Origin of the sequence: Pseudomonas faucium, assembly GCF_021602585.1 — a bacterium.
In the GTDB taxonomy this organism is placed as follows: domain Bacteria; phylum Pseudomonadota; class Gammaproteobacteria; order Pseudomonadales; family Pseudomonadaceae; genus Aquipseudomonas; species Aquipseudomonas faucium.
Map to the genome: position 1 here is coordinate 111,837 of NZ_BQIP01000005.1, position 25,948 is coordinate 137,784.

At 68.4% G+C, this 25,948-nt stretch carries 27 protein-coding genes; 6 read left to right on the plus strand and 21 right to left on the minus strand.

The features are described from left to right. Positions 1-5: 5 nt before the first annotated feature. From L6D75_RS08375 to L6D75_RS08385, 3 genes are read right to left on the minus strand one after another with little or no spacing between them, the layout of a single operon-like run. Entirely contained in the window at positions 6-914 is a 909-nt protein-coding gene (locus L6D75_RS08375) for an acetaldehyde dehydrogenase (acetylating) (protein WP_176516708.1), read from the minus strand. A 15-nt stretch (positions 915-929) separates the two neighbouring features. Next, positions 930-1,721 carry a fumarylacetoacetate hydrolase family protein gene (locus tag L6D75_RS08380; RefSeq protein WP_176516706.1) on the minus strand — a complete coding sequence of 264 codons (792 nt, stop codon included), beginning with the start codon at positions 1,719-1,721 and terminating at the stop codon, positions 930-932. Continuing rightward, positions 1,718-2,545 carry an alpha/beta fold hydrolase gene (locus L6D75_RS08385; RefSeq protein WP_176516704.1) on the minus strand — a complete coding sequence of 276 codons (828 nt, stop codon included), beginning with the start codon at positions 2,543-2,545 and terminating at the stop codon, positions 1,718-1,720. Before L6D75_RS08385 ends, L6D75_RS08380 begins: the two co-directional genes overlap by 4 nt. Positions 2,546-2,707: 162 nt before the next feature. On the opposite strand from L6D75_RS08385, the gene L6D75_RS08390 reads away from it, so the two are divergent. Further along, positions 2,708-3,481, plus strand: a complete 774-nt coding sequence (locus L6D75_RS08390) for an SDR family oxidoreductase (protein ID WP_236193481.1) — start codon at positions 2,708-2,710, stop codon at positions 3,479-3,481. 15 nt (positions 3,482-3,496) lie between these two features. Beyond that, positions 3,497-3,970 carry an SRPBCC family protein gene (locus tag L6D75_RS08395; RefSeq protein ID WP_176518246.1) on the plus strand — a complete coding sequence of 158 codons (474 nt, stop codon included), beginning with the start codon at positions 3,497-3,499 and terminating at the stop codon, positions 3,968-3,970. Between the two features lie 220 nt (positions 3,971-4,190). Here the strand turns inward: L6D75_RS08395 and L6D75_RS08400 are convergent, their stop codons facing one another. From L6D75_RS08400 to L6D75_RS08485, 18 genes are all read right to left on the minus strand, one after another. Then, positions 4,191-4,565 (minus strand): nuclear transport factor 2 family protein, encoded by a 375-nt coding sequence (locus L6D75_RS08400; protein ID WP_236193482.1) that lies wholly within the window; start codon positions 4,563-4,565, stop codon positions 4,191-4,193. Between the two features lies 1 nt (position 4,566). Continuing rightward, positions 4,567-5,769, minus strand: coding sequence for an acetyl-CoA C-acyltransferase (locus L6D75_RS08405; RefSeq protein WP_176513336.1), 1,203 nt, complete (start codon positions 5,767-5,769; stop codon positions 4,567-4,569). Between the two features lie 10 nt (positions 5,770-5,779). After that, the gene (locus L6D75_RS08410; RefSeq protein WP_176513338.1) at positions 5,780-6,238 is read right to left on the minus strand and encodes a MaoC family dehydratase; all 459 of its coding nucleotides are present in this window, start codon (positions 6,236-6,238) and stop codon (positions 5,780-5,782) included. Positions 6,239-6,240: 2 nt separating this feature from the next. Beyond that, complete coding sequence (locus L6D75_RS08415; RefSeq protein ID WP_176513340.1) at positions 6,241-7,023, minus strand: SDR family oxidoreductase; 783 nt, start codon at positions 7,021-7,023, stop codon at positions 6,241-6,243. Positions 7,024-7,040: 17 nt separating this feature from the next. After that, the gene (locus L6D75_RS08420) at positions 7,041-8,231 is read right to left on the minus strand and encodes an acyl-CoA dehydrogenase family protein (RefSeq protein WP_176513341.1); all 1,191 of its coding nucleotides are present in this window, start codon (positions 8,229-8,231) and stop codon (positions 7,041-7,043) included. Next, on the minus strand, positions 8,228-9,376 hold the full coding sequence (locus L6D75_RS08425) for an acyl-CoA dehydrogenase family protein (RefSeq protein WP_176513343.1): 1,149 nt from the start codon (positions 9,374-9,376) through the stop codon (positions 8,228-8,230). The genes L6D75_RS08420 and L6D75_RS08425 overlap by 4 nt, the downstream gene beginning before the upstream one ends. A gap of 173 nt (positions 9,377-9,549) precedes the next feature. Continuing rightward, a complete protein-coding gene (locus L6D75_RS08430; protein ID WP_176513345.1) occupies positions 9,550-10,425 on the minus strand; it encodes an SDR family oxidoreductase in 876 nt (291 codons plus the stop codon). A gap of 9 nt (positions 10,426-10,434) precedes the next feature. Further along, entirely contained in the window at positions 10,435-11,583 is a 1,149-nt protein-coding gene (locus tag L6D75_RS08435) for an acetyl-CoA C-acetyltransferase (RefSeq protein WP_176513347.1), read from the minus strand. 21 nt (positions 11,584-11,604) lie between these two features. Beyond that, on the minus strand, positions 11,605-12,660 hold the full coding sequence (locus L6D75_RS08440) for an acyl-CoA dehydrogenase family protein (RefSeq protein ID WP_176513349.1): 1,056 nt from the start codon (positions 12,658-12,660) through the stop codon (positions 11,605-11,607). A 10-nt stretch (positions 12,661-12,670) separates the two neighbouring features. Next, positions 12,671-13,837: an acyl-CoA dehydrogenase family protein gene (locus tag L6D75_RS08445; RefSeq protein WP_176513351.1), complete on the minus strand. Its 1,167-nt coding sequence runs from the start codon at positions 13,835-13,837 to the stop codon at positions 12,671-12,673. A 9-nt stretch (positions 13,838-13,846) separates the two neighbouring features. Further along, a complete protein-coding gene (locus L6D75_RS08450) occupies positions 13,847-14,602 on the minus strand; it encodes an enoyl-CoA hydratase family protein (protein ID WP_176513352.1) in 756 nt (251 codons plus the stop codon). A gap of 12 nt (positions 14,603-14,614) precedes the next feature. After that, the gene (locus tag L6D75_RS08455) at positions 14,615-15,682 is read right to left on the minus strand and encodes an NAD(P)H-dependent flavin oxidoreductase (protein WP_176513354.1); all 1,068 of its coding nucleotides are present in this window, start codon (positions 15,680-15,682) and stop codon (positions 14,615-14,617) included. A 1-nt stretch (position 15,683) separates the two neighbouring features. Beyond that, positions 15,684-16,556: an enoyl-CoA hydratase gene (locus L6D75_RS08460; RefSeq protein WP_176513357.1), complete on the minus strand. Its 873-nt coding sequence runs from the start codon at positions 16,554-16,556 to the stop codon at positions 15,684-15,686. 38 nt (positions 16,557-16,594) lie between these two features. Then, complete coding sequence (locus L6D75_RS08465; protein WP_176513359.1) at positions 16,595-17,386, minus strand: CoA-transferase subunit beta; 792 nt, start codon at positions 17,384-17,386, stop codon at positions 16,595-16,597. Between the two features lie 12 nt (positions 17,387-17,398). Continuing rightward, a complete protein-coding gene (locus L6D75_RS08470) occupies positions 17,399-18,280 on the minus strand; it encodes a CoA transferase subunit A (protein ID WP_176513361.1) in 882 nt (293 codons plus the stop codon). An 11-nt stretch (positions 18,281-18,291) separates the two neighbouring features. After that, positions 18,292-19,188 carry a VOC family protein gene (locus L6D75_RS08475; RefSeq protein ID WP_176513363.1) on the minus strand — a complete coding sequence of 299 codons (897 nt, stop codon included), beginning with the start codon at positions 19,186-19,188 and terminating at the stop codon, positions 18,292-18,294. A 19-nt stretch (positions 19,189-19,207) separates the two neighbouring features. Beyond that, the gene (locus tag L6D75_RS08480) at positions 19,208-20,332 is read right to left on the minus strand and encodes an LLM class flavin-dependent oxidoreductase (RefSeq protein WP_176513364.1); all 1,125 of its coding nucleotides are present in this window, start codon (positions 20,330-20,332) and stop codon (positions 19,208-19,210) included. A 123-nt stretch (positions 20,333-20,455) separates the two neighbouring features. Then, positions 20,456-21,637, minus strand: a complete 1,182-nt coding sequence (locus L6D75_RS08485; protein WP_176513367.1) for an acyl-CoA dehydrogenase family protein — start codon at positions 21,635-21,637, stop codon at positions 20,456-20,458. A gap of 215 nt (positions 21,638-21,852) precedes the next feature. Between L6D75_RS08485 and L6D75_RS08490 the strand changes: the two genes are divergently transcribed. The 4 genes from L6D75_RS08490 to L6D75_RS08505 are packed head-to-tail and all read left to right on the plus strand — an operon-like array spanning position 21,853 to position 25,876. Then, entirely contained in the window at positions 21,853-22,368 is a 516-nt protein-coding gene (locus L6D75_RS08490; protein ID WP_176513369.1) for a flavin reductase family protein, read from the plus strand. 7 nt (positions 22,369-22,375) lie between these two features. Continuing rightward, on the plus strand, positions 22,376-24,055 hold the full coding sequence (locus L6D75_RS08495; protein WP_176513371.1) for an FAD-binding protein: 1,680 nt from the start codon (positions 22,376-22,378) through the stop codon (positions 24,053-24,055). After that, positions 24,043-24,798 (plus strand): glucose 1-dehydrogenase, encoded by a 756-nt coding sequence (locus L6D75_RS08500; protein ID WP_176513373.1) that lies wholly within the window; start codon positions 24,043-24,045, stop codon positions 24,796-24,798. The genes L6D75_RS08495 and L6D75_RS08500 overlap by 13 nt, the downstream gene beginning before the upstream one ends. Position 24,799: 1 nt before the next feature. Beyond that, on the plus strand, positions 24,800-25,876 hold the full coding sequence (locus L6D75_RS08505) for a ferredoxin--NADP reductase (RefSeq protein WP_176513376.1): 1,077 nt from the start codon (positions 24,800-24,802) through the stop codon (positions 25,874-25,876). The last annotated feature ends 72 nt before the right edge of the window (positions 25,877-25,948 follow it).

Sequence of the window (25,948 nt, forward strand, 5' to 3'; positions counted from 1 at the left end):
TCTCCTCAACGGGCGGGCAATTGCAGGGCGCCCTTGTGGGCTTCTTCGGCGAACATCTCGGCGGTGCGCAGGCCGGCGGCGGTCATGATGTCGAGGTTGCCGGCCGACTTGGGCAGGAAGTCGCCCAGGCCCTCCACCTCGATGAAAATCGACACCTGGTTGCCGTCGAACACCGGGCCGTTGACCAGCTTGTAGCCGGGCACGTAGCGCTGCACTTCGCTGACCATGCTCAGCACCGAGGCGCGGATGGCGTCCTGGTCCGGGGTGTCGTCGGTCAGGCAGTGGATGGTGTCGCGCATCATCAGCGGCGGCTCGGCCGGGTTGATGACGATGATGGCCTTGCCGCGCCGCGCGCGGCCGATGCTTTCCACCGCCCCTGCGGTGGTGCGGGTGAACTCGTCGATGTTCTGCCGCGTGCCCGGCCCCACCGAGCGCGAGGACACCGTGGCGACGATCTCGCCATAGGCCACCGACTGGATGCGCGACACCGCCGCGACCATGGGGATGGTCGCCTGGCCGCCGCAGGTGACCATGTTGACGTTCATCGCAAGCTGCGCGGCATGCGCCTTGAGGTTGACCGGCGGCACGCAGAACGGGCCGATGGCCGCCGGGGTGAGGTCGATCATGACCACGCCCAGCGCGTTGAGCTTTTCGCTGTTGCGGGCATGGGCGTAGGCCGAGGTGGCGTCGAAGGCGATGCGGATATCGTCGTCCAGCACGTGCGGCAGCAGGCCGTCGAGGCCTTCGGCGGTGGTCTTCACGCCCATCTCGCGGGCGCGCTTGAGGCCTTCGGACTCAGGGTCGACGCCGACCATCCACACCGGTTCGATCCATTCGGAGCGCAGCATTTTCATCAGCAGGTCGGTGCCGATGTTTCCCGGGCCGATAATGGCCGCTTTCAGTTTCTGGCTCATGGCCTTGCTCCTTGGTCAGGCACGGAAGGACACCTGGGCGCTGCCCAGGCCGTCGATGGTCAGGAAAAACTGGTCGCCGGCCTGCACCGGCTCCAGCGGCACCAGCGAACCGGAGAGAATCACCTCGCCGGCCTTGAAGGGGATGCCGAAGGCGCCGAGGGTGTTGGCCAGCCAGGCGACCGCGGTCAGCGGGTTGCCCTGCACGGCCGAGCCCAGGCCTTCGCTCAGGGGCTGGCCGTTCTTCGACACGCGCATGTGCAGGTTGGGCAGGTCGAGGGTGCGTGGGTCGATGCGCTGGTTGCCGAGCACGAACACGCCGCAGGAGGCATTGTCGGCCACCGTGTCCTGGATGCGGATGCGCCAGCCGTGAATGCGCGAATCGACGATCTCGAAACAGGTGCTCACGTAGTCGGTCGCCGCCAGTACATCGGCCTCAGTCACACCGGGGCCGGCCAGGTCGTGCTTGAGCACGAAGGCGATCTCGCCTTCGGCGCGTGGCTGGATCAGGCGCTGTTCGGCCAGGGAAATGTCGGCACCGTCGTCGAAGGCCATGCTGCGGGTGATGAAGCCGAAGTCCGGCTGGTGCACGTCGAGCATGCGCTGCACGGCGGCCGAGGTGACGCCGATCTTCTTGCCGATCACCCGGTCGCCGGCGGCCACCCGGCGCTGCATGCTGTGCAGGGAGATGTGGTAGGCATCCTCGAGGGTCATGTCTGGCCAGCGTTCGGTCAACGGCGCCAGGGTCTGGCCCTCGGTCAGGGCCTGGTAGAGCTCGTCGCCGTAGTGCTGGCGAAGCTGCGCGGTCATGGCCGGCCCTCCGCGAGAAACGCCAGGCACTCGCGGTTGAACAGCTCGCGGTGCTCGACCATCACCCAGTGGCCGCACTCGCTCAGCAGCACGAAGCGGATGCGCTGGCAGGCCTGCATCAGCGTCTGCGCGCCGGAGGCCGGGCAGAACTTGTCGTCCATGCCCCAGAAGCCGAGGATCGGGCAGGCCAGCTGCGCCACCTGCTCGGCCATGTTCGGCACGTCCATGGTCGAGAGCACGCAAGGGGGCTGCTCGGCGACCACCGCCACGCGCTCGGCCACGGTTTCGTCGTCGATCTGCGCCGGGTCGAACAGTTGCAGGCTGAGCAGGCGCTTCATGCCGCTGGCATCGCGCAGCTCACCGCTGGCGAACGCGGCGGCCATGCGCTGGATGCCTTCCATCTGCAGGTAGTACTGGGCCTTGTCCATCAGCCCGCCGGGGGCCATCAGCACCAGGCGGGCGACCCGCTCGGGGTGGCGCAGGGCGATCGCGATGGCGATGGCGCCGCCCAGGGAGTTGCCCACCAGGGTGCAGCGCGGGATGTCCAGGGCATCGAGCAGGCCCAGCAGGGCGTCGACGAAAAAGTCCAGGGTGTAGTCGCTCAGCGGCTTGTCGGACGCCCCGTAACCAGGCAGGTCGGGCACGATCACGCGGTGGCCGGCGGCGGCGAAGGCCGGGTAGTTGTGCTTGAAATTGCTGTGCCCGCTGGCGCCGGGGCCGCTGCCGTGGATGAAGACGACCGGCTCGCCTATGCCTGTGTCGTGGTAGTGCAGCTGCAGGCCGCTGGCTAGCGTGACCTTGTGCCCTTGCGCTGGTGCGCCCATGGGGAAACCTCCCGGCTCATTGTTGTGCCGGAATTATTCAGAGGGGGCTGCGGCGCAACATCGTCCGAGAGGACTACGCGGGGGCAATAGTCCCTTTGGACGTAGGCCCGAGCCCCAGCGGCGCCTAGGATCGGGGCATTTCCCTGACGACAAGGCTTCCCCATGCACGACCCCTTGAGCTTTCACGACAAAGTCGTCCTGGTCACCGGCGGTGGCAAGGGCGTGGGCAGAGGCATCAGCCGGCGATTCCTGGAGTGCGGCGCCCACGTGGTGATCTGCGGCCGCCAGGCCCCGGAGCGGCTGCCGGCGCGCGCTGGCCGCGAGGCGCTGTTTTTGCCCTGCGACGTGCGCGATGTGGAGCAGCTGGAGCGCTTGATGGGCAGCATCCTGGAACGCTTCGGCCGCCTCGATGTGCTGGTGAACAATGCCGGGGGCGCGCCTTATGCCGATGCGGCCAGTGCCTCGCCGCGCTTCTCCGAGTCGATCATCCGCCTCAACCTGCTGGCTCCGCTCAACCTCTGCCAGCTGGCCAACCGGGTGATGCAGGCACAGCCCGAGGGCGGCAGCATCATCAACATCTGCAGCGTCAGCGCCACCCGCCCTTCCCCCGGCACCGCCCCCTATGGCGCCGCCAAGGCCGGGCTGCTCAACCTCACCCGCTCGCTGGCCGTGGAATGGGCACCGAAGGTGCGGGTCAATGCAGTGACTGCCGGGCTGATCCTCACCAAACAGGCCGGCCTGCACTACGGCGACGACCACGCCGTGGCCCAGGTGGCGGCGACCATCCCCCTGGGGCGCCTGGCCGAGCCTGACGACATCGGCGACACTTGCCTCTACCTCGCCTCGCCCCTGGCCCGCTACGTCAGCGGCGCCGACCTGGCCGTGCACGGCGGCGGTGAACGCCCGGCATTTCTCGATGCGGCGAATGCCCACTGAACCTGGAGATTGCACATGAACCGCATCGCTCGCCACACCGTGGCCCTGAACCTGACCCGCGACCAGGCCTGGAGCAAGCTGCGCGACCTCAGCCTGGCCCCGCACTATGTGCCGGGGTTGACCGGCAGCCAGTTCCACCCCGGCGCCCGCGAGGGCATGGGCGCCAGCCGCCGGGTCATGCGCAAGGGTGGGCAGTGGCTGGATGAAAGCGTGGTGCAGTGGGAGGACGGCGCAGGGTTCGTGCTGGTGTTGCACAAGGGCAATGCCGGCGCGCCGTTTCCGTTTCGCCAGGCCAGTTTCAGGTATTGGCTGGAGGGCTCGGGGGCTAGCTGCAGAATCAGCACCAGCCTGCATTACCGACTGCGCGGCGGGCGGTTGGCCGAATGGCTGCTGGGCCGGGCGTTCGACAAGGTGGTGCGGGAGATTGGTGAAAACCTCAAGGCCTATTACGAGAGTGGGCGCACGCAGAACAAGCACCTGCAGGGTTGACGGCAGTGCGATATGAAATCGCTTTTGCCTGGGCTGGCCCTATCGCTGGCAAGCCAGCTCCCACAAGTACCCCGCTGCCCTCGAGAACAGTGGTGTACCTGTGGAAGCTGACTTGCCAGCGATAGGGTCCTTTACACCCCGCTGCCCTCAAGAATAGTGACGTACCTGTGGGAGCCGGCTTGCCGGCGATAGGGCCCTCAAATCCCCCCAAGCAGCGAGCTCATTGCGCCCCGACGTTAACCTCACTCCAATACGCCTTCATGCTGCGGATCAACCCCCGCTCATCAAACGCCATCACATCGATCACATCCAGCGCACGCCCACCAAACACCACGCGAAACGGCACCGCGCCCTGCCCATCGCAGGTCGCCCGCACCGGCCCGGTCAGCGCCGCCGACACCTGCATGGCCCCAAGCCCCTGGCGGTAGAACGCGGCAATGGCCGCGATCCCCTGCAGCGGCGCCGTGCCAACCGGGTCCTCGACCGTGGCATCTTCGGCATACAGCGCCAGGATGCCGTCGATATCCCCCGCATCCACCAGCGCCACGTAGCGCTGCATCAGCACCTGAACATGCTGCGCCGTCGGCACGCCCATCTCAGGCCACCTCGAACAGCGCGGCAGCACCCATGCCGCCACCAATGCACATGCTCACCACCACATAGCGCACGCCGCGGCGCTTGCCCTCGATCAGCGCATGCCCGACCATGCGCGACCCGGACATGCCGAACGGATGGCCAATGGCAATGGCGCCGCCGTTCACATTGAGCCGGTCGTCATCGATACCCAAGGTGTCCCGGCAATACAGCACCTGGCAGGCGAACGCCTCGTTCAGCTCCCACAGGCCGATGTCCTGGACCTTCAAGCCATGGCGCTTGAGCAGCTTGGGAATGGCATACACCGGCCCGATGCCCATCTCGTCCGCCTTGCACCCCGCCACCGCCAGGCCGCGATAGATGCCCAGCGGCTGCAACCCACGCTGCTCGGCCAGGCGTGCATTCATCAGCACCGCCGCCGAGGCGCCGTCCGACAACTGCGAGGCGTTGCCCGCGGTGATGAAGCGCCCGGCGCCGGTCCACTGCCCACCGCCCCACACCGGCTCCAATGCAGCCAGGCTGGCGGCGCTGGTGTCGGGGCGGTTGCACTCGTCCTGGCGCAAGGTCACCGGCTCGTGCCGGCTCTCGCCGCTGGCCTTGTCCAGCAGCAGCTTGTGGGTGAGCAGCGGCGCCAGCTCCTGGTCGAACAGCCCGGCCTGCTGCGCCTGGGCAGTGCGCAGCTGGCTTTGCAGGCTGTAGGCATCCTGCTCCTCGCGGCTGATGCCGTAGCGCTGGGCGACGATCTCGGCAGTCTCGATCATCGGGATATAGGCGCTAGGGTCGCGCTCCAGCACCAGGCCGGACTGCAGGCGGTAGAGGTTCTTGTGCTTGTTCTGCACCAGCGAGATCGACTCCAGGCCACCGGCCACGGCAATGTCGAGTTCGTTGCAGACGATGCCCTTGGCGGCGATGGCAATGCTCATCAACCCCGAGGCGCACTGGCGCTCCACCGCCATGCCGGCGACCTGCGCCGGCAGCCCGGCCGCCGTGGCGCACAGGCGCCCCAGGTTGTAGGCCTGGGTGCCTTGCTGGGCGGCGGCGCCGATGATCACATCCTCCACTTCCTCCGGCGCGATGCCGGCGCGGCGTACCGCCTCGGCCACCACATGGCCGCCCAGGGTCGGCGCCTCGGTGTCATTGAAGGCACCGCGAAAGGCTTTGCCAATGGGCGTGCGCGCCGTGGCAACGATCACTGCTTCGTTCATGCTCGATTCCTCAGTTCGGGTAGTAGCGGCTGATGGTGTCGACCACACAGCCGGGCCGGTCCTGGCCTTCGATTTCGACGCTGACGCGGATCAGCGCCTGCACGCCTTCGCCCACCGCCTCGGTGGACAGCAAGGTGGCGCTGCCGCGCACCCGCGCGCCCACGCGCACCACCGACGGGAAGCGCACCCGCTCGCAGCCGTAGTTCACGCCCATGGCAATGCCACGCACCTCGACGATCTGCGGCAGAAACAGGTTGACCAGCGCCAGGCTCAGGTAGCCATGGGCGATGCAGGCGCCGAACGGCCCCTGGGCGGCGCGCTCGGCATCCACGTGAATCCACTGGTGGTCGCCACTCGCCTCGGCGAACAGGTCGATGCGCGCCTGGTCCACCAATAGCCACTCGCTCTTGCCCAGCTCCTGCCCCTGCGCCTCGTGCAGCGCAGCAGGCGTTTGGAAAATACGCGGCATGCTCAAGCCCTCTGGCTGGAAACCGACAGCACTTCGCCGGTCATGTACGAGCTGTAGTCGCTGGCCAGAAACATCATCACGTTGGCCACTTCCCACACCTGGGCAGCACGGCCAAAGGCCTCGCCTGCGGCCAGCTGGTCGAGCACCGCCTGGGGCGCGGAGCGTGCGAGAAAGTCATGCATGGCGATGCTTGGGCTCACGGCGTTGATGCGGATGCCATGCTCGGCCGCTTCCAGCGCCGAGCAGCGGGTCAGCGCCATCACCCCGGCCTTGGCCGCGGCGTAGTGGGCCTGCTGTTTCTGCGCCCGCCAGCCCAGCACCGAGGCGTTGTTGACGATCACCCCGGCGCGGCGCGCCATCATGTGCGGCAGCATGGCCCGGGTCATGCGCATGGTGCCGGTGAGGGTCACGTCGAGCACCCGCTGCCACTCTTCGTCCGGCATTTCCACCAGGGCCCGGGAGCCGCCCAGGCCTGCGTTGTTGATCAGCACATCGACACCGCCCAGCTCACGCTCGGCGGCGCTGACCAGGTCGCGCACCTGCGCTTCGTCGGTGACGTTGCACACGTGCCCGTGCACCGCCTGCAGCGCGGTGGCTTCGCGGATGCGCGCCACGGCCTCGTGCAGCCGGCCTTCGTGGATATCGCTGATCATCAGCGCCCGGCAGCCCTCCTCGGCGGCGCGCAGCGCAGCCGAATAGCCGATACCGGAACCGGCGGCCGCGGTAATCAGCACCGACTTGCCGCGCAGCAGGCCATGGCCCGCAACATAGTTGGGAACAGTCATGCAGGAAACTCCTTCGATCAGGGGCGCACGCGCGGCTCCCGGGGCATGCCCAGGGCGCGTTCGGCGATGATGTTGCGCTGGATCTCGTTGCTGCCGCCGTAGAGGGTGTCGGCGCGGCTGAACAGGTACAGCGACTGCAGGCGGCTGAGCTGGTAGGGCGCAGCGTCGAGCAGCTCGGCCTCGGGCCCGAGCACGTCCATGGCGAGCTTGCCCAGGCTTGCGTGCCAGCTCGACCAGTTCAGCTTGTAGATGGTCGCCTCGCGGCGCAGTGAGCCGTCCTGCGGCCCGGAGAGCATGCGCAGCGAGTTGTAGCGCAGGATGCGCAGGCCGCACCAGGCCTCGGCCAGGCGCAGGCGCAGCTGCGGGTCGCGGTCGGCGCCATTGGCTCGGGCGATGGCGATGATCTCGTCCAGCTCGTTGTGAAACTGCATCTGCTGGCCCAGGGTGGACACCCCGCGCTCGAAGCCAAGCAATGCCATGGCGATCTTCCAGCCTTCGCCAGGCTGGCCGACGATGTTCGCAGCCTCGGTGCGGGCGTCGTCGAAGAACACTTCGTTGAATTCCGAGGTGCCGGTCATCTGCTCGATGGGGCGCACGCTGATGCCCGGCTGGTCCATCGGCACCAGCAGGAACGACAGGCCATGATGGCCGACGCTGCCAGGCTCGGTGCGGGCCAGCACAAAGCACCAGTCGGACTCGTGGGCCAGCGAGGTCCAGACCTTCTGGCCGTTGATCAGCCAGTCGCCGTTGGCATCCTGGGCGGCGCGGGTTTTCACCGCCGCAAGGTCGGAGCCGGCACCCGGCTCCGAATAGCCCTGGCACCAGAACGTGGTGCCGGCGACGATACCTGGCAGGAAGCGGCGCTTCTGATCTTCGCTGCCGAAAGCGGCAATGGTCGGGCCGGCCAGGCCCTCGCCGATGTGGCCCATGCGCCCTGGCCCGCCGGCGCGGGCATATTCCTCGTGGAAGATCACCTGCTGGCTGATCGACAGCCCGCGCCCGCCATGCTCCGGGGCCCAGCCCACGCACGTCCAGCCGCCCTCGGCGAGCTTGCGCTCCCAGGCTTTGCGCTCGGGCGCGAACATGTGCTCGTCACCCGGGCCGCCGCGAAAACGCAGCGCCTCGAACGCGCCGCACAGGTGTTCGGCCAGCCAGCCGGCGACCTCCTGGCGAAAGTGTTCGTCCTGCTCACTGAAACCGATCTTCATGCTTGCTCCCTGATCACCAGGTTGGCGATCTGCTGCAGATGCCAGGCGGGCGCACCGAGGTAGCTTTCACTGGCCCGGGCACGCTTGAAATACAGATGGGGGTCGTACTCCCAGGTAAAGCCGACCCCGCCGTGCAGCTGGATCGACTCGGCGGCGCAGTGGAAATACGCCTGGGAGCACTGGGCCTTGGCCAATGACGCGGCCAGCGGCAACTCGCTCGCGACCTTCGGGTCGCCGGCCGGGTCCAGCGCTTCCTGGGCGACGCAGGCCGCGTAGTAGCTGGCCGAACGGGCGCACTCGACCTGCAGCATCATGTCGGCGGCGCGGTGCTTGAGGGCCTGGAAGCTGGCCAGCGGGCGGCCGAACTGCTGGCGCTCCTGCAGGTAGGCAACGCTCAGGTCCAGCGCCTGCTGGGCACCGCCGACCTGTTCGGCGGCAAGGCAGATGCAGGCCAGGCGCAGCACCTGCTGCAACAGCGCCCAGGAGGCATCGAGCACGGCCTCGGGCCCAACGTACACGCGGTCCAGGCGAATGCGCCCGAGGCGCCGGGTCTGGTCCAGGGTCGGCTGCCACTGGCGCGCGAGGCCCACCTGATCCGCTTCGACCAGGAACAGGTTGACGCCCTGCGCCGTCCAGGCCGCGACCACCAGCAGGTCGGCACTGTGGCCGTCGATGACCTGGGCGTATTCACCGTCGAGCACATAGCCCTCGCCTTCGGCCTTGGCCGCCACGCTGATGCCGTCCTGCGACCAGCCCCCGCCGCTGCCCCAGGCCAGGGTGGCGCGCACCCGGCCTTCGGCGATGGCCGGCAGCCAGCGCTGTTTCTGCGCGTCGCTGCCGGCCAGCAACAGCGCCGGCGTGGCCAGGCAGGCGGTGGCGAAGAACGGCGAACAGAGCAGGCGTCGGCCCATCTGTTCGAGCAAAATCGCCAGCTCGACATAGCCCAGGCCCAGGCCGCCATAGGCTTCGGGGATGTGGATGGCAGGCCAGTACATCTCGCTGCACAGGCGTTGCCAAAGATTGGTGTCGTAGCCGGCTTGGCTGACCATGGCCGCGCGCACGGCGGCGCAGTCGCAGACATCGGCGAGCAAACCCTCGGCCGATTCACGGATCATTTCCTGCTCGTCGGTGAATGCAAAGTCCATCGCGGCGTCTTCTACTCGTCTGGCGGGTGTTGAGCGAAGTGTGGGCGGCTGCGGGTCGGGTGGAATCGGCCAATCGGACTAGGGGCGGCCTTGGCCCAGGCCCGGGCACAAGAAAAAAAACCGCATCACCCTGGCAAGTGATGCGGCCCGCGGAGCAAGCGCAAAACCTGGCGTCAGGTGCCGTAGACTTTCTGCGCCGGCACCGCCTGTTGCAGCAGTTGCGCCACGGCGGCGCCCACCTCGGCCACCGCCCAGCGCCCGTGGTTATCCAGCTGCGGCCCACGGCGCCAGCCGTCGGCGATCGACAGGCGCCCGCCCTCGACCTCGAACAACTGCCCGCTGACCCCCGCCGACGCCGCCGAACCCAGCCACACCACCACCGGCGCAACGTTCTCCGGCGCAAAAAAATCGAACCCCTGCTCCGGCCGCTTCATCACCTCGGCGAACACCTGCTCGGTCATGCCGGTGCGCGCCGCCGGGGCCAGGGCATTGACCGTGATGCCATAGCGCGCAAGCTCCGCCGCCTGGACCAGGGTCAGCGCGGCGATCCCGCCCTTGGCCGCGCTGTAGTTGGATTGCCCGATCGAGCCCTGCAACCCGGCGCCGGAGCTGGTATTGATGAGCCGCGCATCCACCTGCACGCCTTGCTTGGCCTGCTCGCGCCAGTAGCGCACGGCGTGGCTGGCCAGGCAAAAGTGCCCCTTCAGGTGCACCGCCACCACCGCATCCCAGTCGGCCTCGGTGAGGCTGGCGAACATGCGGTCACGGCAGATGCCGGCGTTGTTCACCACCACATCGAGCCCGCCAAAGGCGCCCAGCGCCGCCTGCAGGATCAGCCCGGCATCGGCGTAGTCGGTGATGTCGTTGCTGTTGGCCACGGCCTGCCCGCCGTGCTCGCGGATCTGCGCCGCCACCGCTTCGGCCGCTTCGCGGTTGATGTCGTTGACCACCACGTTCGCGCCTTCTGCGGCGAAGGCCAGGGCATAGGCCCGGCCCAGCCCGCCGCCGGCACCGGTGATGATCACGGTGCGGTTTTCACAACTTGCCATAGTGTTCTCCTACAAGCGTTCGATGATGGTCACGTTGGCCTGGCCGCCGCCTTCGCACATGGTCTGCAGGCCATAGCGGCCGCCGCTGCGCTCCAGTTCGTGCAACAGGCTGCACATCAGCCGGGTGCCCGTGGCGCCCAGCGGATGGCCCAGGGCGATGGCGCCGCCGTTGACGTTCGTCTGGGCATGGGGGTAGCCGGTTTCCTGCAGCCAGGCCATGGCCACCGAGGCGAAGGCTTCGTTGATTTCCACCCGGTCGATGTCCTCCAGGCGCATGCCGGCGCGCTTGAGCGCGTACTCGGTGGCCGCGATCGGCGCGGTGAGCATCCACACCGGGTCGTCGGCGCGCACGCTCATGTGGTGGATGCGTGCCCGCGGCGTCAGGTTGTAGCGCTCGAGCGCCGCCTGCGAAACGATCAACAGCGCACTGGCCGCATCGCAGGTCTGGCTCGACACCGCCGCGGTGACCCGGTCGCAACCGAACAGGTAGTCGAGCTCGGCCATCTTCTGCAGGCTGGTATGGCGCGGCGTCTCGTCATGCTCGACGCCTGCCAGCGGCACGATCTCGCGGCGAAAATACCCCTGCTCGATGGCCCGCAACGCCCGCCGATGGGACTCCATCGCATAGGCCTCCAGGGCCTGGCGGCTGAGCTGCCAGCGTTCGGCAATCATCTGCGCCGCGCGAAACTGAGTCGGCGGCGTGGCGCCGTAACGGCGCACCCAGCCCTCGGAGCCGCTGAACGGGTCGCTGAAGCCCAGTGGCTCGGCGGCGGTCATGGCCGAGGAAATCGGGATCTGCGTCATGGTCTGCACACCGCCTGCCACCACCACGTCCTGGGTGCCGCTCATCACCGCCTGGGCGGCAAAATGCAGCGCCTGCTGCGACGAGCCGCACTGGCGGTCGATGGTGGTGCCCGGCACGGCTTGGCTGAGCCCGGCCGCCAGCCAGGCGGTGCGGGCGATGTCGCCGGCCAGCGGGCCGATGGTGTCGACGCAGCCGAAGATCACATCGTCGTAGTCGTCGTCGGGAATGGCATTGCGCGCGACCAGGGCCCGCAGCACATGGCCGCCCAGGTCGGCAGCGTGGATCTGCGCCAGGCCACCCTTGCGCCGCCCGGTGGGCGTGCGCAGGGCGTCGACGATATAGGCTTCAGGCATGCTCTACCTCTGCATCGGCAATCAGAAAGTGGCGCCGGCGCCAATCGCCAGCCCCTGTTCGAACAGTGCGGTGCGTACCCGCGCCTTGTGCAGCGCCGGGTCGCCCCAGGCCTTGTCCAGGGCCCAGGCGCGTTTCATGAAGATCTGCAGGTCGACTTCCCAGGTGTAGCCCATGGCGCCATGGGCCTGGATCGCGTTGCGCGCGGCCAGCAAGGCCGCCTCCGAGGTGGCCAGGCAGGCATGCGACACGGCCAGCGCCTGCGCCGCCTCGCCATGGGCCACGGCATGGGCGGCGCGGTACAACGGGCCCTTGGCGAACTCGATGCGCACCGCGACGTTGGCCATCAGGTGCTTGACCGCCTGGAACGAGCCGATCGGCTTGCCGAACTGCTTGCGCTCGAAGCTGTAATCCACGGCCAGGTCGACCATGCGCTTGGCCAGCCCCAGACGCTGCGCGGCGCAGCCCAGCGCGCCCCGCTCGAAGGCTCGCGCCAGCAGCTGCGCGGCCTCATCGCCACGGGCCACGCAGGTGGCGGCGGTTGGCGTCCAGCTCACCTGGTACAGGTGGCGGCTGGGGTCCAGCGAGGCGTTGCGCACCAGCTCGACGGCCGCACGCGGCACGGCATGCAGTTCGCCGGCATGGCTGAGCAACAGCAGGTCGGCGACATGGGCGTCACTGACCAGCGGGTTGCCCGGCTCGCACACCGCCAGCCGTGCTTGACCTGCGGCCACCCGGGCCAGCCAGTCCTGCTTGAGCGCCTCGTGCGCCGGGCCCAGCTCGACCAGCAGCGGCACCGCCACCAGCATGGTTTCCACCAGCGGCTCGGGCAGCCCGGCATAGCCGCATTCCTGGGCCAGCAGCACGCAGTCCAGCGCCCCCAGGCCCAGGCCACCGTAAGGCTCGGGCACGGTCAGGGCGGTGAGGCCCAGCTCGACCAACTGCCCCCACAGCCGGTCGCAACGGCCGCTGTCGGTCTGCCACAGCTCGCGAATGCGCTCGGGGGTGACCTCGTTGATGAAGAAACTGCGCACGCTGTCCTGGAACAGCAGCTGGTCGCTGTTGAAACTGAAGTCCATGGTCTGCTCCTCAGGCGCGCGGCATGCCGAGCATGCGCTCGGCAATGATGTTGCGCTGGATCTCGTTGGTGCCGGCATAGATCGGCCCGGCCTGGGCGAACAGGAAGCCCTCAAGCCAGGCGCCGACATCGCCCGCCGCCGGGGCCTCGGGCAGCAGCTCGCCGCGCAGGCCGAGGATGCTCATGGCGGTGTCGTGCAGGCGCAGGTCCAGCTCCGACCAGAAGATCTTGTTGGTCGAGGACTCCGGCCCGATCCGCCCGCCCTTCACCAGCTGCGAGGCGGTCATGTAGGTGAGCTGGGTGTAAGCCTCGGCATCCAGCCAGCAGCGCATCACCGCCTCGCCGATGGCCGGGTCGCGGTCGGCGCTCTGGCGGTTGGCCTGATACAGCTGCACCAGGCGCCGCGCGGCTTCCTGAAAGCGTGCCGGCGAGCGCAGCATCAGCCCGCGCTCGAAGCCTGCGGTGGACATCGCCACATGCCAGCCCATGCCCTCGCCACCGAGCACGTTGTGCGCCGGCACGCGCACGTCGTCGAAGAAGATTTCGGCGAAGCCCGGCAGGCCATTGAGCTGCGCGATCGGCCGCACGGTGATGCCAGGGCTGTTCAGCGGCACGAGGATGAAGGTCAGGCCGTGGTGGCGCTGGGAAGCCGGGTCGGTGCGGAAGATGCAGAACACCCAGTCGGCCCAGACCGCGCGGGTCGACCAGGTCTTCTGGCCGTTGAGCACGTAGTGGTCGCCGTCGCGCACGGCCTTGGCGCGGATCGCCGCCATGTCGGAGCCGGCGCCCGGCTCCGACCAGCCCTGGGCCCAGATGTCCTGGCCGGTGGCCATGCGCGGCAAAAAGCGCGCCTTCTGCTCCTCGCTGCCGTACTCCATCAGGGTGGGGCCGAGCAGGAAGATGCCGTTCTGGTTGACCCGCGCCGGGGCGCCGGCACGGTAGTACTCCTCCTCGAAAATTAGCCACTCGATCAGGTCGCAGCCACGCCCACCCAGCCGGGTGGGCCAGGTGACCATGCCCCAGCGCCCCTGGTTGAGGGTCGCTTCCCAGGCGCGGTGCGCGGCAAAACCCTGCTCGGTATCGAACGAGGGCAGCGGCTCGGCAGGCACGTTGGCTGCGAGCCAGGCCCGCACTTCGCCGCGAAAGGCCTGTTGGGCCTTGGTGTAGGTCAGGTCCATGGTCCGCCCTCAGCCGTTGAATTGGGCGCTGCGCTTCTCGACGAACGAGTCGCGCGCTTCCTGGGAGTCCTGGGCCCGGTACGCTTCCAGGGTGAAGCCCTGTTCGCGGCGGTACTTGTCTTCGAGGTTGCCGTCCTCGATACCGTTGAGCGCCTCTTTGGCGAGGCGGATCATCGCCGCGCTCTTGCCGGCGATGGACGCGGCGATCTGCAGCGCCGCCTCGCGCAGCTGCTCACGCGGCACCACGCGCTCCACGGCGCCCAGGCGGTAGGCCTCGGCGGCGTCGATCATGGCGCCGGTGAAGTACATGTGGCGCACCTTCTGCACCGGGAACAAACGCTGCAGGTGCGCGCCGCCACCCATGGCGCCACGGTCCACCTCGGGCACGCCGAAGCGGGCGCAGTCGGCGGCCACCAGGATGTCGGCGGCGCCGCAGATGCCGATGCCGCCGCCCAGCACGAAGCCGTGCACGGCGACGATCACCGGCAGCGGGTTGCGGTGGATGGCCTTGAAGGTGTCGTAGTTGCCCTTATTGACCGCCACGATCAGGTTGGCGTCGGCGGCCAGCTCCTTGATGTCGACCCCGGCGCAGAAGCCGCGGCCCTCGGCGCGGATGACGATCACCCGAACCTTGTCGTTGCGGCCCAGCTCCTCCAGGGTGCGGGCAATGTCGGCCCAGCCCTGGCTGTTGAAGGCATTGACCGGCGGGTGATCGAACACCAGTTCGGCAATGCCCTGGTCGATGTTGACGCTGAATGCTTGCATCGGGATTCCCCCTCAGGAAAGTCGGCGGTACAGCGCGTCCAGGTGGCGCTCGGCGTCCTGGACGATCTGCTCTATCAATTCGGCGCAGCGGGGCAGGCTGTCGATGCCGGCGGCCACTTGCCCGGCGGGCAGCACGCCCTCGGCAGGCAGGCCTTCGACCATGGCCTTCTGGATCACCATCGGTGCGTTGGCGGCCATCAGGCTCTGGGCGGCGCTCAAGCCGGCGCCCTGGCGCATCTTCAGCGCGCTGCCCAGCAGCTGGCCCAGGCCCAGGCCAGTGTGGCGGCGGTAGGCCAGGCCGCTGCGCAGCGCCAGCAGCCAGCGGCGCAGGCTGCCGCCGGACTCCAGCGCATCCAGCAGCTCGTTGCGGATCATGCGTTGCGGCATGCCATCGATGGCCCGGCTGACGATCACCTGGGCCGGGTCACGCACCGCCAGGTAACGCGCCAGCGTGGCTGCTGGCACCGGGCTTTCGGCACTCATCAGAAAGCGCGTGCCCATGGCGATGCCCTCGGCGCCCTGGGCCAGGGCGGCCACCAGGCCACGGCCATCCTTGAAGCCGCCTGCGGCCACCACCGGCACCTGCACCGCATCGAGCACCTGGCCCAGCAGCATTGCGGTCGGCACGGCGCCGGTGTGGCCACCGCCCTCGCCGCCCTGCACGGTGACCACGTCGGCGCCCATCTCCACGGCCTTTTGCGCGTGCTTGAGGGCGCCGACGGTGGGCATGCAGACAACGCCAGCGTCCTTGAGGCGGGCGACCATCTGCTTGCCCGGCGAGCGGCTGTAGCTGACGGCGCGCACCTGGTGGCGCAGCACCAGCTCGACGATGTCGGCGGCGTTGGCCTGGTACATGTGGAAGTTGACGCCGAACGGCTGGTCGGTGAGGCGCCGGGTTTCGACGATCGCCGCCTCCATCTGCCGCGGCTCGATGGTTGCCCCGGCGAGAAAGCCAAAGCCCCCGGCGTTGCAGGTGGCGGCCACCAGGCGCGGGTCGGCGACCCAGCCCATGGCCGTCTGGACGATCGGGTAGCGGCAACCGAGCAAGGCGGTCAGGCGCGTCTGCAGTGACACCGCCATCTCACGCCCTCCCCGTTTCACGCTGGGCGCTGGCCATGGAGCGGGCGTCGTGGCCGCCCAGGCGGTCGCCGCAGGTCAATTCGTTGTGGGCATGGGCGAAGTGGTGCAGGCCGAACACCATGTCCATGGTGGCGCGCTTGCCCATCAGGTCCTCGGCGTTGTTGACCGCCTGCTTGGCCAGCTGCAGGCCCAGGCGCGGCATCTGTGCCAGCTGCTCGGCCATGGCCAGGGTTTGCTGCTCCAATTGCTCGCGCGGCACCACCCGGTTGAGCATGCCCATCTGGTAGGCGCGGGCCGCCGGCATGGGGTTGCCCAGCAGCAGGAATTCCTTGGCGATGCGCGGGTTCAGTTCGTGCACATGGGCGAAGTACTCCACCCCCGGGATGCCCATGCGCACCACCGGGTCGCGGAACCAGGCGTCGTCGCTGGCGACGATCAGGTCGCAGACCCAGGCCAGCATCAGGCCGCCGGCAATGCACGCGCCCTGGACCATGGCGATGGTCGGCTTGGGCATGTCGCGCCAGCGCCGGCACATGCCCAGGTACACCTCCTGTTCGCGGGCGTAGAGAAACTCGCCGCCGGGCTTGTTGACGTGGTCGTACCACAGGCTGACGCGGTCGAAGCTCTGGTCCACGTCGCGCCCCGGGGTGCCGATGTCGTGGCCGGCCGAGAAGTGCTTGCCCGCGCCACGCAGCACGATGGCCTTCACCGCATCATCGGCGCAGGCGCGGGCGAAGGCCGCATCCAGGGCATAGGTCATGCGTGAGTTCTGCGCGTTGTGGAACTCGGGCCGGTTCATGGTCACCAGGGCCACCGCACCCCGCACTTCGTACAGCACCACCTCATCGGCGTGTGTGTTGTGTTGCTCGCTCATTGCTGCTACTCCGGTTCGAGGTGTTGGCCGTCGGCGGCTCAGCGCTGGCCTGGCGGGTTGCCCTTGAGCTGGCTGGCGCGCAGGCCATGGGGGTCCAGCCGCTGGATCAGTTGCAGCTGCGCCGCGCTGGGCGCCGTGGTGAGCGGCACCTGCTCGGGTACATGCAGGGCAAAACCTGTGTTGTCGCGCACCTCGTCCAGGCTGACCCCCGGGTGCAGCGAGCGCACCCGCACCTGGTGCCGGGGCCCGAGGAAGTCCAGCACGCACAGGTCGGTGACGATCAGGCGGATGTCGATGTCTTCCAGCGCCCAGCCGCGGGCCAGGCGCGCCGGGTTGTAGCCCACCGACGAGACCATGTCGCACTCGCCTTCGACGAACACCCGGCGGTTGTGGCTGGGCACGTAGAACGAGTTGGCATGGCTGATGGAGTTGCCCGGCAGGCCACGCACGCCGAGCATCTGCGACTTGGGCTTGCGGTAGTCGCCGATGCACGAGAGGTTGGCCTGGCCGAAGCGGTCGACCTGGATCGGCCCGATCATGGCGTGGCGCTTGCCGCTCCAGACGTTGTCGAAAATCCGCGAGAAGCCCATCCAGCTGTCGCGTCTGGGTTCATGGCCGTTGCGTGGCCCGACCGGCACCGGCTCGGCGACCAGGTAGGCTTCCGAGTCGGTCATCATCAGCTGGGGGTTGCTGTCGAGCATGCTCAGCGACGCGGCCAGGCGCGGGATCACGCCGATGCCGGTGGCCAGCACCTCGCCGTCGTCGCGCCACGCCTGGGCGGCGGCGCAGATCATCAGTTCGGCGAGGCTGTAGGTGTTAGCGGTGGTCATGGCGTTCCTCGCTTAGAAAACCGGCAGGGGCAGTTGGCGGATGGCCGCAAGGCCGCCGCAACGTTCCAGGTACTGGGCGTGGGAGCAGCCCACGTAGCGCTCGACATAGGCCTGCCACGCCTGCTCGCTTTGCGCCGAGGCGGCGTAATCCTTGAAGTGCGGCACGTCGAAGCCATACAGCGGCGCGCAGGACGAGGGGTGGGCGCCGCCCGGCACATGGGCGAGCGCGGTGGTGAGGTTGCGCTCCCAGAACACCTGCCGTGCACGGGAGGGTTCGGCATGGAACCAGTCGCTGGGCACCAGTTCGTCGCAGGTGACATAGGTGCGCGCCGCGGCCCGTACGAACAGGTCGTCCATGTAATGGTCGGGGCCGGCGATCTGGCAGACGCCACGGGCATCGGCGCGGTCCACGTGCACCAGCGCGGCGTCGAGCTTGAGCGCCGGCATGGCCACCCAGTCACGGCCGTCGGCATAAGGCGAGGCCACCAGCTCGATGCCCGGGTTGCAGCGCAGCACGTCGGTGCCCAGGCCCACGGCCGTGGGGATGAACGGCACGTTCATCGCCGCCGCGCGCAGGCCCAGCAGCAGCATGCCTTCGTCGATTTCCATCACCTCGATGGCGCCGTCCTGGCGCGCCTTGCGAAAGTGCGGCTCCAGGGGGATGAAATCCAGCGAGACGAAGGCGAACACCAGCTTCTTCACCTTGCCGGCGGCGCACAGCATGCCGACATCGGCGCCGCCGTAGGCGACGATGGTCAGGTCCTTGAGGCCAGAGCGCAGGATCTCGCGCACCAGCGCCATCGGCTTGCGCCGCGGGCCCCAGCCACCGATGCCGAGGGTCATGCCGTCGTGCAGCTGGGCGACCATCTGCGCGGTGGTCATCTGTTTGTCCATCGGTACTGTCCTCATTGGCGGCCGACGCTGAAGTCATGGCCCCACTGGCTGACCACGGTGCTCTCGAACGGCGTGTGGCGGCTCCAGTCGACCACCAGCCCGTCGCAGCCGTATTCCAGGTCGAAACCCGAAGGCGTGCGCATGTAGAAGGAGATCATCTGGTCGTTGGTGTGCTGGCCGAGGGTGGCGGTCAGCTGCACGCCGTGGGCGTGCAGGCGGTCCAGGGCGCGGCCGACTTCGTCGAGGCCATCGACCTCGACCATCAGGTGCACGCAGCCGCTGGCCACCGGGCATTCGAAGATCGCCAGGGAGTGGTGGCGGCCGTTGTTGCAGTGCATGAAGTGGATGCGTTTTTCCGGCTCGGCCGGGTCGGCGGTGAAGCGCACTTTCATCAGGTCCGAGAGGCCAAGACCCATCAGCTGCTCGTAGAAATCGCGGCAGCGTTCGAAGGTCGGCGCCGGCAGCACCACGTGGCCCATGCCCAGCGCGTCGCTGACGAAACCACGCACGCCGACCGGCGAGACGAAGCGGGCAAAGTCCTGCTTCGGCCCCCAGTACAGCTCGTGGCGGTTGCCGTCCGGGTCGGCGAACAGCGCCAGCGCCTGGACCCGGCGCTGGGCGCACTGGCCGGCATCGCCCTGCTCCACGCTCACGCCGCCGGCGCGCAGCTCGGCCACGGCCTGGTCGAAAGCGGCCTGGCTGGCCACCTCCCAGCCGCAGGCGCCGAAGCCGTCCTGGGTGCTGTGCTGCACCAGGATGCGGTAAGGGCGCTCGTCCATCTTCAGCAACAGGCGCTCGCCGGACGCGTCCTCGACCACCATCATGCCCAGCACCTGGCTGGCGTAGTGGCGCCATTGCTGCAGGTCGCGCGATTGCACGGTGACATACCCCAGGCCACGGATATCCATGTGCCGTCTCCTCGTCTGGTTACTGCTGTTTACGGAAGTGCGGGATGACTTTCTCGCCGATGTTGCGCAGGGTCTCCAGCTGCGCCCACTGCGGCACGGTGCCCATCTGGCAGATGAACAGGATCTCGTCGGCGCCGGCATCGATCAGCCGCTGCACATAGCCGATGCAGTCCTCGACGGTGCCGTAGGCGTGGTTGGGGTTCATCATCGCCATGGTCGGGTCGGAGAAATCGACGCGCACTTCCTCGGAGGCGAAGCGCGACTTGATCACCGCCTGGCCGTTGCCATCGACATAGGTGTCGTCCTTCCACTTTTCCGGGTCCGGGCGTTCGCCGCCGCCGTACCAGTAGCCCAGCGACTCCATGAAGTAGCGCTGGCCACGGATACCGATGTGGCGGGCCTGCTCGTTGTCGTCCAGGACGATCGCCGGGCACAGCGCGGCGATGTGGCGGTTGGGGCGAAAGCCCACCTGCTTGCGCTCGTCACGGTTGTCGAACGCCTCGTGGTACACCGCAACCTTCTTGGCGATTTCCTCCGGGCCGCCGAAGCCCAGCACCAGCGCGCCCATGCCGCGCCCACCGGCGTTCTTCAGCGAGTCGGTGTTGGTGCAGGCCAGGTACATCGGCGGGTGCGGGTCCTGGTAGGGCTTGGGGTGGATCGGCCGCTTGGGGATCTTGACGAAGTCGCCGTGGTGCTCGATTTCGTCCTGCACGAACATTTTCGGGATCAGGTACATGGCCTCGTCGATCTGCGGCTGCAGGGTCGCCAGGTCGTAGCCGAAGGTGCCGGCCTCCTGCTGGGTGCCGCCCTTGCCCACGCCAAAATGCACGCGGCCCTTGGACAGCAGGTCGAGGGTGGCGATGCGCTCGGCCACCTTCACCGGGTGGTTCATCGCCGGCGGCAGGCAGACCACGCCATGGCCGATGCCGATGCGCTCGGTCTTGCCGGCGACGAAGGCCAGCATGGTTTCGGGGGCGGACATGTGCGAGTAGTTGGTCAGCGCGGTGTGCTCCACGCACCAGAAGGTGTCGAAGCCCAGCTGGTCGGCCAGCACCGCCTGCTCGACGGTGTCATCGAAGATCTTGCGGTCACCCTCGCGGCTGGCATCGATGGTCTGGGCTTCGTATATCAGCGAGAATTTCATGTGCCTTTCCTTGTTGTTCTGCAGACGTGGCCGGGAGCCCGGCCTTGATCACATCCTCGGGCATTGCCCGGGCGCTCGAATCCCACAAATGGACTAGCCGAAACCGGTGAGCGCCCGGCGCGCTCAGAGGAAGAAGTCGGTGCTGTCCTGGCCCATGCTCACCGCGCCCAGGTTCCAGGCGTACTTGGCCGGGCTGTTGGCCACGTGGGCGCGGCCGGTGTGGATGTCGCGGAAGGCGCGGTTGATCGGGTGGTCGTGGAAGATGGTCGATGCGCCGCTGTTGAACATCAGCTCGGCCACCGCCTTGGCGCAGCGCTCGACCACCAGCGCCGAGTCGTAGCGCATCCTGACCCGCAGCTGCATGGCCAGCGCGGTGCCGGCACGGGCGCTTTCGAGCATCAGCTCGAAGTTGCGCAGCAGCACCGTGCGGCACTCGTCGACGCAGACCATGGCGTTGGCCAGCGCGCTCTGCGCGGCCGGGTCCTGGAGCACCTTGCGGCCATCGTTGACGGCCACCCGCGCGCGGTTATGGGCGATGAAGTGGTCCACCGCGCCCTGCAAGGCACCGATCGCCGAGGTCGACACCGCACGCACGAAGATCTGCCCGAACGGCAGGCGATACAGCGCCGCGGTGTTCACCTGGTTGCCCGGGCTCTGCTGCATGAAGCCGTCGGCGGCCCGGTGGGTGCGGTATTCGGGCACGAAGGCGTTGTCGACCTGCACGTCGTGGGAGCCGGTGGCTTCCAGGCCCATGACGTTCCAGTTATCGAGCACCTGGTAGTCGCTGCTGGGCACCAGGAAGGTGCGATAGTCCGGCGCGCCGCCCGGCGTCTGCGGCGGTACCAGCGCGCCGAGGAAGGCCCACTGGCAGTGCTTGCTGCCAGAGGAAAACCCCCAGCGGCCGCTCAGGCGAAAGCCGCCCTCGACCCGCTCGACCTTGCCTACCGGCATGTAGGACGAAGAAATCAGCACGCTGCTGCTGTGCCCCCACACATCCTGCGCCGCGCGGTCGTCGAACAGCGCCAGTTGCCAGTTGTGGATGGCCACCACGCCCAGCACCCAGGCCGACGACATGCAGCCTTCGGCAAGGATCATCTGCACTTCGAAGAAGTCTTTGGGTTCCAGCTCCAGGCCCTGCCAACGGGCTGGCTGGAGAATGCGAAAGAAGCCTGCCTCGTGAAAGTCGGCGATGGTTTCCTCTGGCAGGCGGCCAGCCTGGGCGGCCTGGGCGGCGCGCTCGCGCAGCACCGGCACCAGTTCGCGGGCGCGCTGCAGCAGGGTTTCACGCGTGAGGTGGTTGTTCATCTTGTTGTTCTCCTCTAATCGCCCCGTTCGCCGGAGCGCATGCGAGAGAGGCGCTGGAGCCTCCACCGCCGGCATTGCAACAAGGCATACAGGGTTCGGCATCCCTCAAACGGACCATGCGCGCGGCGCATCGACTAGTCCCCTCGGACGATGTTGGGCATTGCCGCGGTTGCAAGAATTCATCGCACTGAACCCGCCAACACCGAGGCCGTGCGATGAACGACAACTCACTCAAAGCCGACATGCTCCAGGCCATGCGCCGCCTGGCCAAGTCCGTCACCATCATCAGCACCAGCGACGGCAGCCAGCGCTTTGCCATGGCGGCGACCGCGGTCGATTCGCTGAGCACCGAACCGCCGTCGCTGCTGATCTGCGTCAACCAGAGCGCCTCCCCCCACGCGGCACTGGCCGCAGGCGCAGGCTTTTGCGTGAACATCCTGGGCCTGGAGCAGCAGCACCTGGCCCACCTGTGCAGCGGCAGCATCAAGGGCGAGGCGCGCTTCGGCCAGGGCCAGTGGCTGACCAGCGACGAAGGCATCCCCTACCTGGCCGACGCCCAGTCGTCGATCCTCTGCCGCCAGGACGGCCAGTTCGCCTACGGCACCCACACCATCTTCATCGGCCGCATCCTGCGCATTCACACCACCCCGACCATCACCCCGCTGGTGTACCTGGACGGCCACTACACCACCACCGCGCAACCTGTGCCGCTCGCGGCCAGTGCCGGCTGAGGCGGCCATGACAGCGCCGGCGGTGATGGCACCGCTGCGGGTCGCGCACGCCGAGCAGCTGCAATGGCAACAGCACGCCGACCTGGTGGTGGTCGGCTTCGGTGGCGCAGGCGCCAGCGCGGCCATCGAGGCGGCCAGCCGCGGCCTCGCGGTGCTGGCCCTGGAGCGCTTCGCCGGGGGCGGCGCCACCGCGCTCAGTGGCGGCGTGGTGTATGCCGGGGGCGGTACGCCGCAACAGCGCCAGGCCGGCTACCAGGACAGCCCCGAGGCCATGTGCGCCTACCTGCGCCAGGAGGTTGGCGACGCCGTCAGCGAACAGACGCTGCGCCGCTTCTGCGAGGCCAGCGCCGAACACTTGAGCTGGCTGGAGCGCCAGGGCGTGGTGTTCGAGGGCAGCATGGCGCCGCACAAGACGTCCTACCCCAGCGACCGCTACTCCCTCTATTACTCCGGCAACGAAGCCGTGCCGGCCTATGCCGCCCTCGCCGCTCCCGCGCCACGCGGGCACCGCGCCAAAGGTTCGGGCCTGTCCGGCGCCAGCCTGTTCGCGGCGCTGGCCGACAGCGCCCGGCGCCAGGGCGTGGCGGTGCGCACCCAGTGCCAGGTGCGCCGGCTGGTGATCGACCAGCATGCCCAGGTGGTGGGAGTGGAGGCCTGGCAGCTGCCCCCGGGTAGCCGCGCAGCCCGCCAACATGCCCGGCTGTCGCGATGGGCGGCGGCGGTGCACATGTACGCGCCGGGCATTTCTGCGCGCTTGCGGGCACGCCTGCAACGCATCGAGCAGGCATCCGCTCAACCGCTATTGATACGCGCGCGCCACGGCGTGCTGCTGAGCAGCGGCGGCTTCGTGTTCAACCGCACGCTCATGCAGCAGTACGCACCCCGCTACCTGCAAGGCCTGCCGCTGGGCAGCAGCGCTTGCGACGGCAGCGGCATCGAATTGGGCCGCAGTGCCGGGGGGAGCCTTGGGCAGATGCACATGGTCAGCGCCTGGCGCTTCATCAACCCGCCGCTGGCCTGGGCCCGTGGGCTGATCGTCGATGGCCGTGGCGAGCGCTACTGCAATGAAGAGGTGTACGGCGCCACCCTCGGCCACGAAATGGTCGAGAAGCACGACGGCCGCGCCCTGCTGATCCTTGACCGCCCGCTGCGCAACCAGGCCCTGCGCCAGGTGGGGCCGGGCAAGGTGTGGGCGTTCCAGCGCCTGCCGGTGCTGCTCAACCTGCTGTTCAACTGCCGGCGCGGCAACACCCTCGAACAACTTGCCAAACGCTGCAAGCTGCCGGCCCAGGCCCTGCGCGACAGTGTGCAAGGCTATGGCCGCGCCGCCCGTGGCGAAATCGACGACCCGCTGGGCAAGTCGCCGGCGATGCGCCACGACCTCAGCCACGGCCCCTGGTACTGCCTGGACCTGTCCTATGACAGCCGCCTCTACCCCTGCCCGACCCTGACCCTCGGCGGCCTGCAGGTCTGCGAGCAGAGCGGCCAGGTGCTCGATGAACGGGGCCAGCCGATCACCGGCCTGTACGCCGCCGGCCGTTGTGCGGTGGGCGTGGCTTCCAACCTGTATGTCTCCGGCCTGTCCCTGGCCGATTGTGTGTTTTCTGGCAGGCGCGCGGCGGCCCACGTTGCCCAGCGCCATGCCAGCCACCCTAGCCCCCAAGGAGTACACCCATGCAACGTGTAGAAGGAAAAGTCTGCCTGGTCACCGGCGCCGCCAGCGGCATCGGCCGTGAAGATGCCCTGCTGCTGGCCAGCCAAGGTGCCCGCGTGGTGCTCACCGACCTCAACGACCAGGCCGGCCGCGAAGTGGCCGCGCAGATTGGCGAAAACGCCCTGTTCATCAAGCACGACATCGCCAGCGAAAGCGACTGGCAGCGCGTGATCGCCACCACCCTTGAGCACTTCGGCCGCCTCGATGTGCTGGTCAACAATGCCGCGATCCTGGCCATGGGCACCATCGAGGACACCAGCCTCGAGCTGTGGCAGAAGGTGCAGAAGATCAACGGCGACGGGTATTTTCTCGGCTGCAAGTACGCCATCGAGGCGATGAAGAAAACCGGCGGGGGCTCGATCATCAACATGTCGTCGGTGGCGGCCCTGGGCGCCATGCCGATGTTCTGCGCCTACTCGGCCTCCAAGGGCGCGGTGGCGGCCATGACCCGCTCCATCGCCCTGCACTGCAAGCAGCAGGGCTACCGCATCCGCTGCAACAGCGTGCACCCGGACGGGGTCAACACGCCCATGACCCAGGCCCTGGCCGGCGGCCAGGCGATCCCCCAGGCCGTGCTCGAGCAGGACCCGATGAACCGCATGTGCGCGCCACGCGATATCGCCAACGTGGTGCTGTTCCTGGCCAGCGACGAGTCGCGCTTCGTCAATGGCGCCGAGCTGCGGGTGGACAACGCGCAGCTGATCAGTGGCATCTGACATGGGCGCCCTGGCCGCTGCAGAACCAACCCCGAGCGCCAGCACCACGGCAGGCGAGCTGCGCCTGCAGGTGTGCGCGATCATCAGCGAGACCGCCGACGCCCGTTCGCTGGTGTTCGAGGTGCCCGAAGCGCTGCGGGCGCGCTTTGCCTACAAGCCTGGGCAGTTCCTCGGCTTTCGGGTGAACGTGGGGGGCCAGCGCCTTACCCGCTGCTACTCGATGTCCAGCTCGCCGTGGACCGATGCCAGGCCCCAGGTGACCATCAAGCGCGTCGAGGGCGGGCGGGTGTCGAACTGGATGAACCAGTGCGTGCAGGTGGGCGACTGGCTCGACGTGCTGCCTCCGGCCGGGCATTTCTGCCTCGACCCGCACCAGGCGGCCGACACCAGCCGGCCGCTGGTGCTGTTTGGCGGCGGCTCGGGGATCACCCCGGTGTTCTCCCTGCTCAAGGCCGTGCTGCACAGCGGCCAGCGCCCGGTGCTGCTGGTGTACGCCAACCGCGACGAAGCGTCGGTGATCTTTCGCGACGAACTGCGCCAGCTCGCCCGGGCGCACCCGGAGCAACTGCAGGTGGTGCACCTGCTGGACTCGCTGCAGGGCTACCTGGAGGCGGCCCAGGTGCGCCAGCTGGTGCGCCAGTGGCGCGGCGCGGACTACTTCATCTGCGGGCCGGGGCCGTTCATGGATACCGTGGAGGCCACCCTGCTGGCCCTGGGCGAGCCGCGCGAGTGCATCCATGTGGAGCGCTTCGTCTCGCCAGCCGACCCCAGCCCTGCTGCGGCCGTGGCCGAAGGCGCTGGGTGCGAGTTGCTGCTGGTGGAACTCGATGGCGCCACGCACCAGATCGTGCCCCGCCCGGGCGACACCTTGCTGCAAAGTTGCCGCGCGGCCGGGCTCGATGTGCCGTTCTCGTGCGAAGAAGGCTTCTGCGGGGCGTGCATGTGCACCGTGCCGGAGGGCCAGGTGCAACTGGCCCGCAACGATGTGCTCAGCAGCGCCGAGCTCGAGGCGGGCTGGACCCTGGCCTGCCAGGGGCATCCGCAGGGGGCTCGCGTGCGCGTGCAGTTCCCCGCCTGATGCATCTAGTCCTTGCGGACGATCCCGGCGGGCTCGGCAACCGGTAGACTCGCCAGCGGAAACGCTCCACAA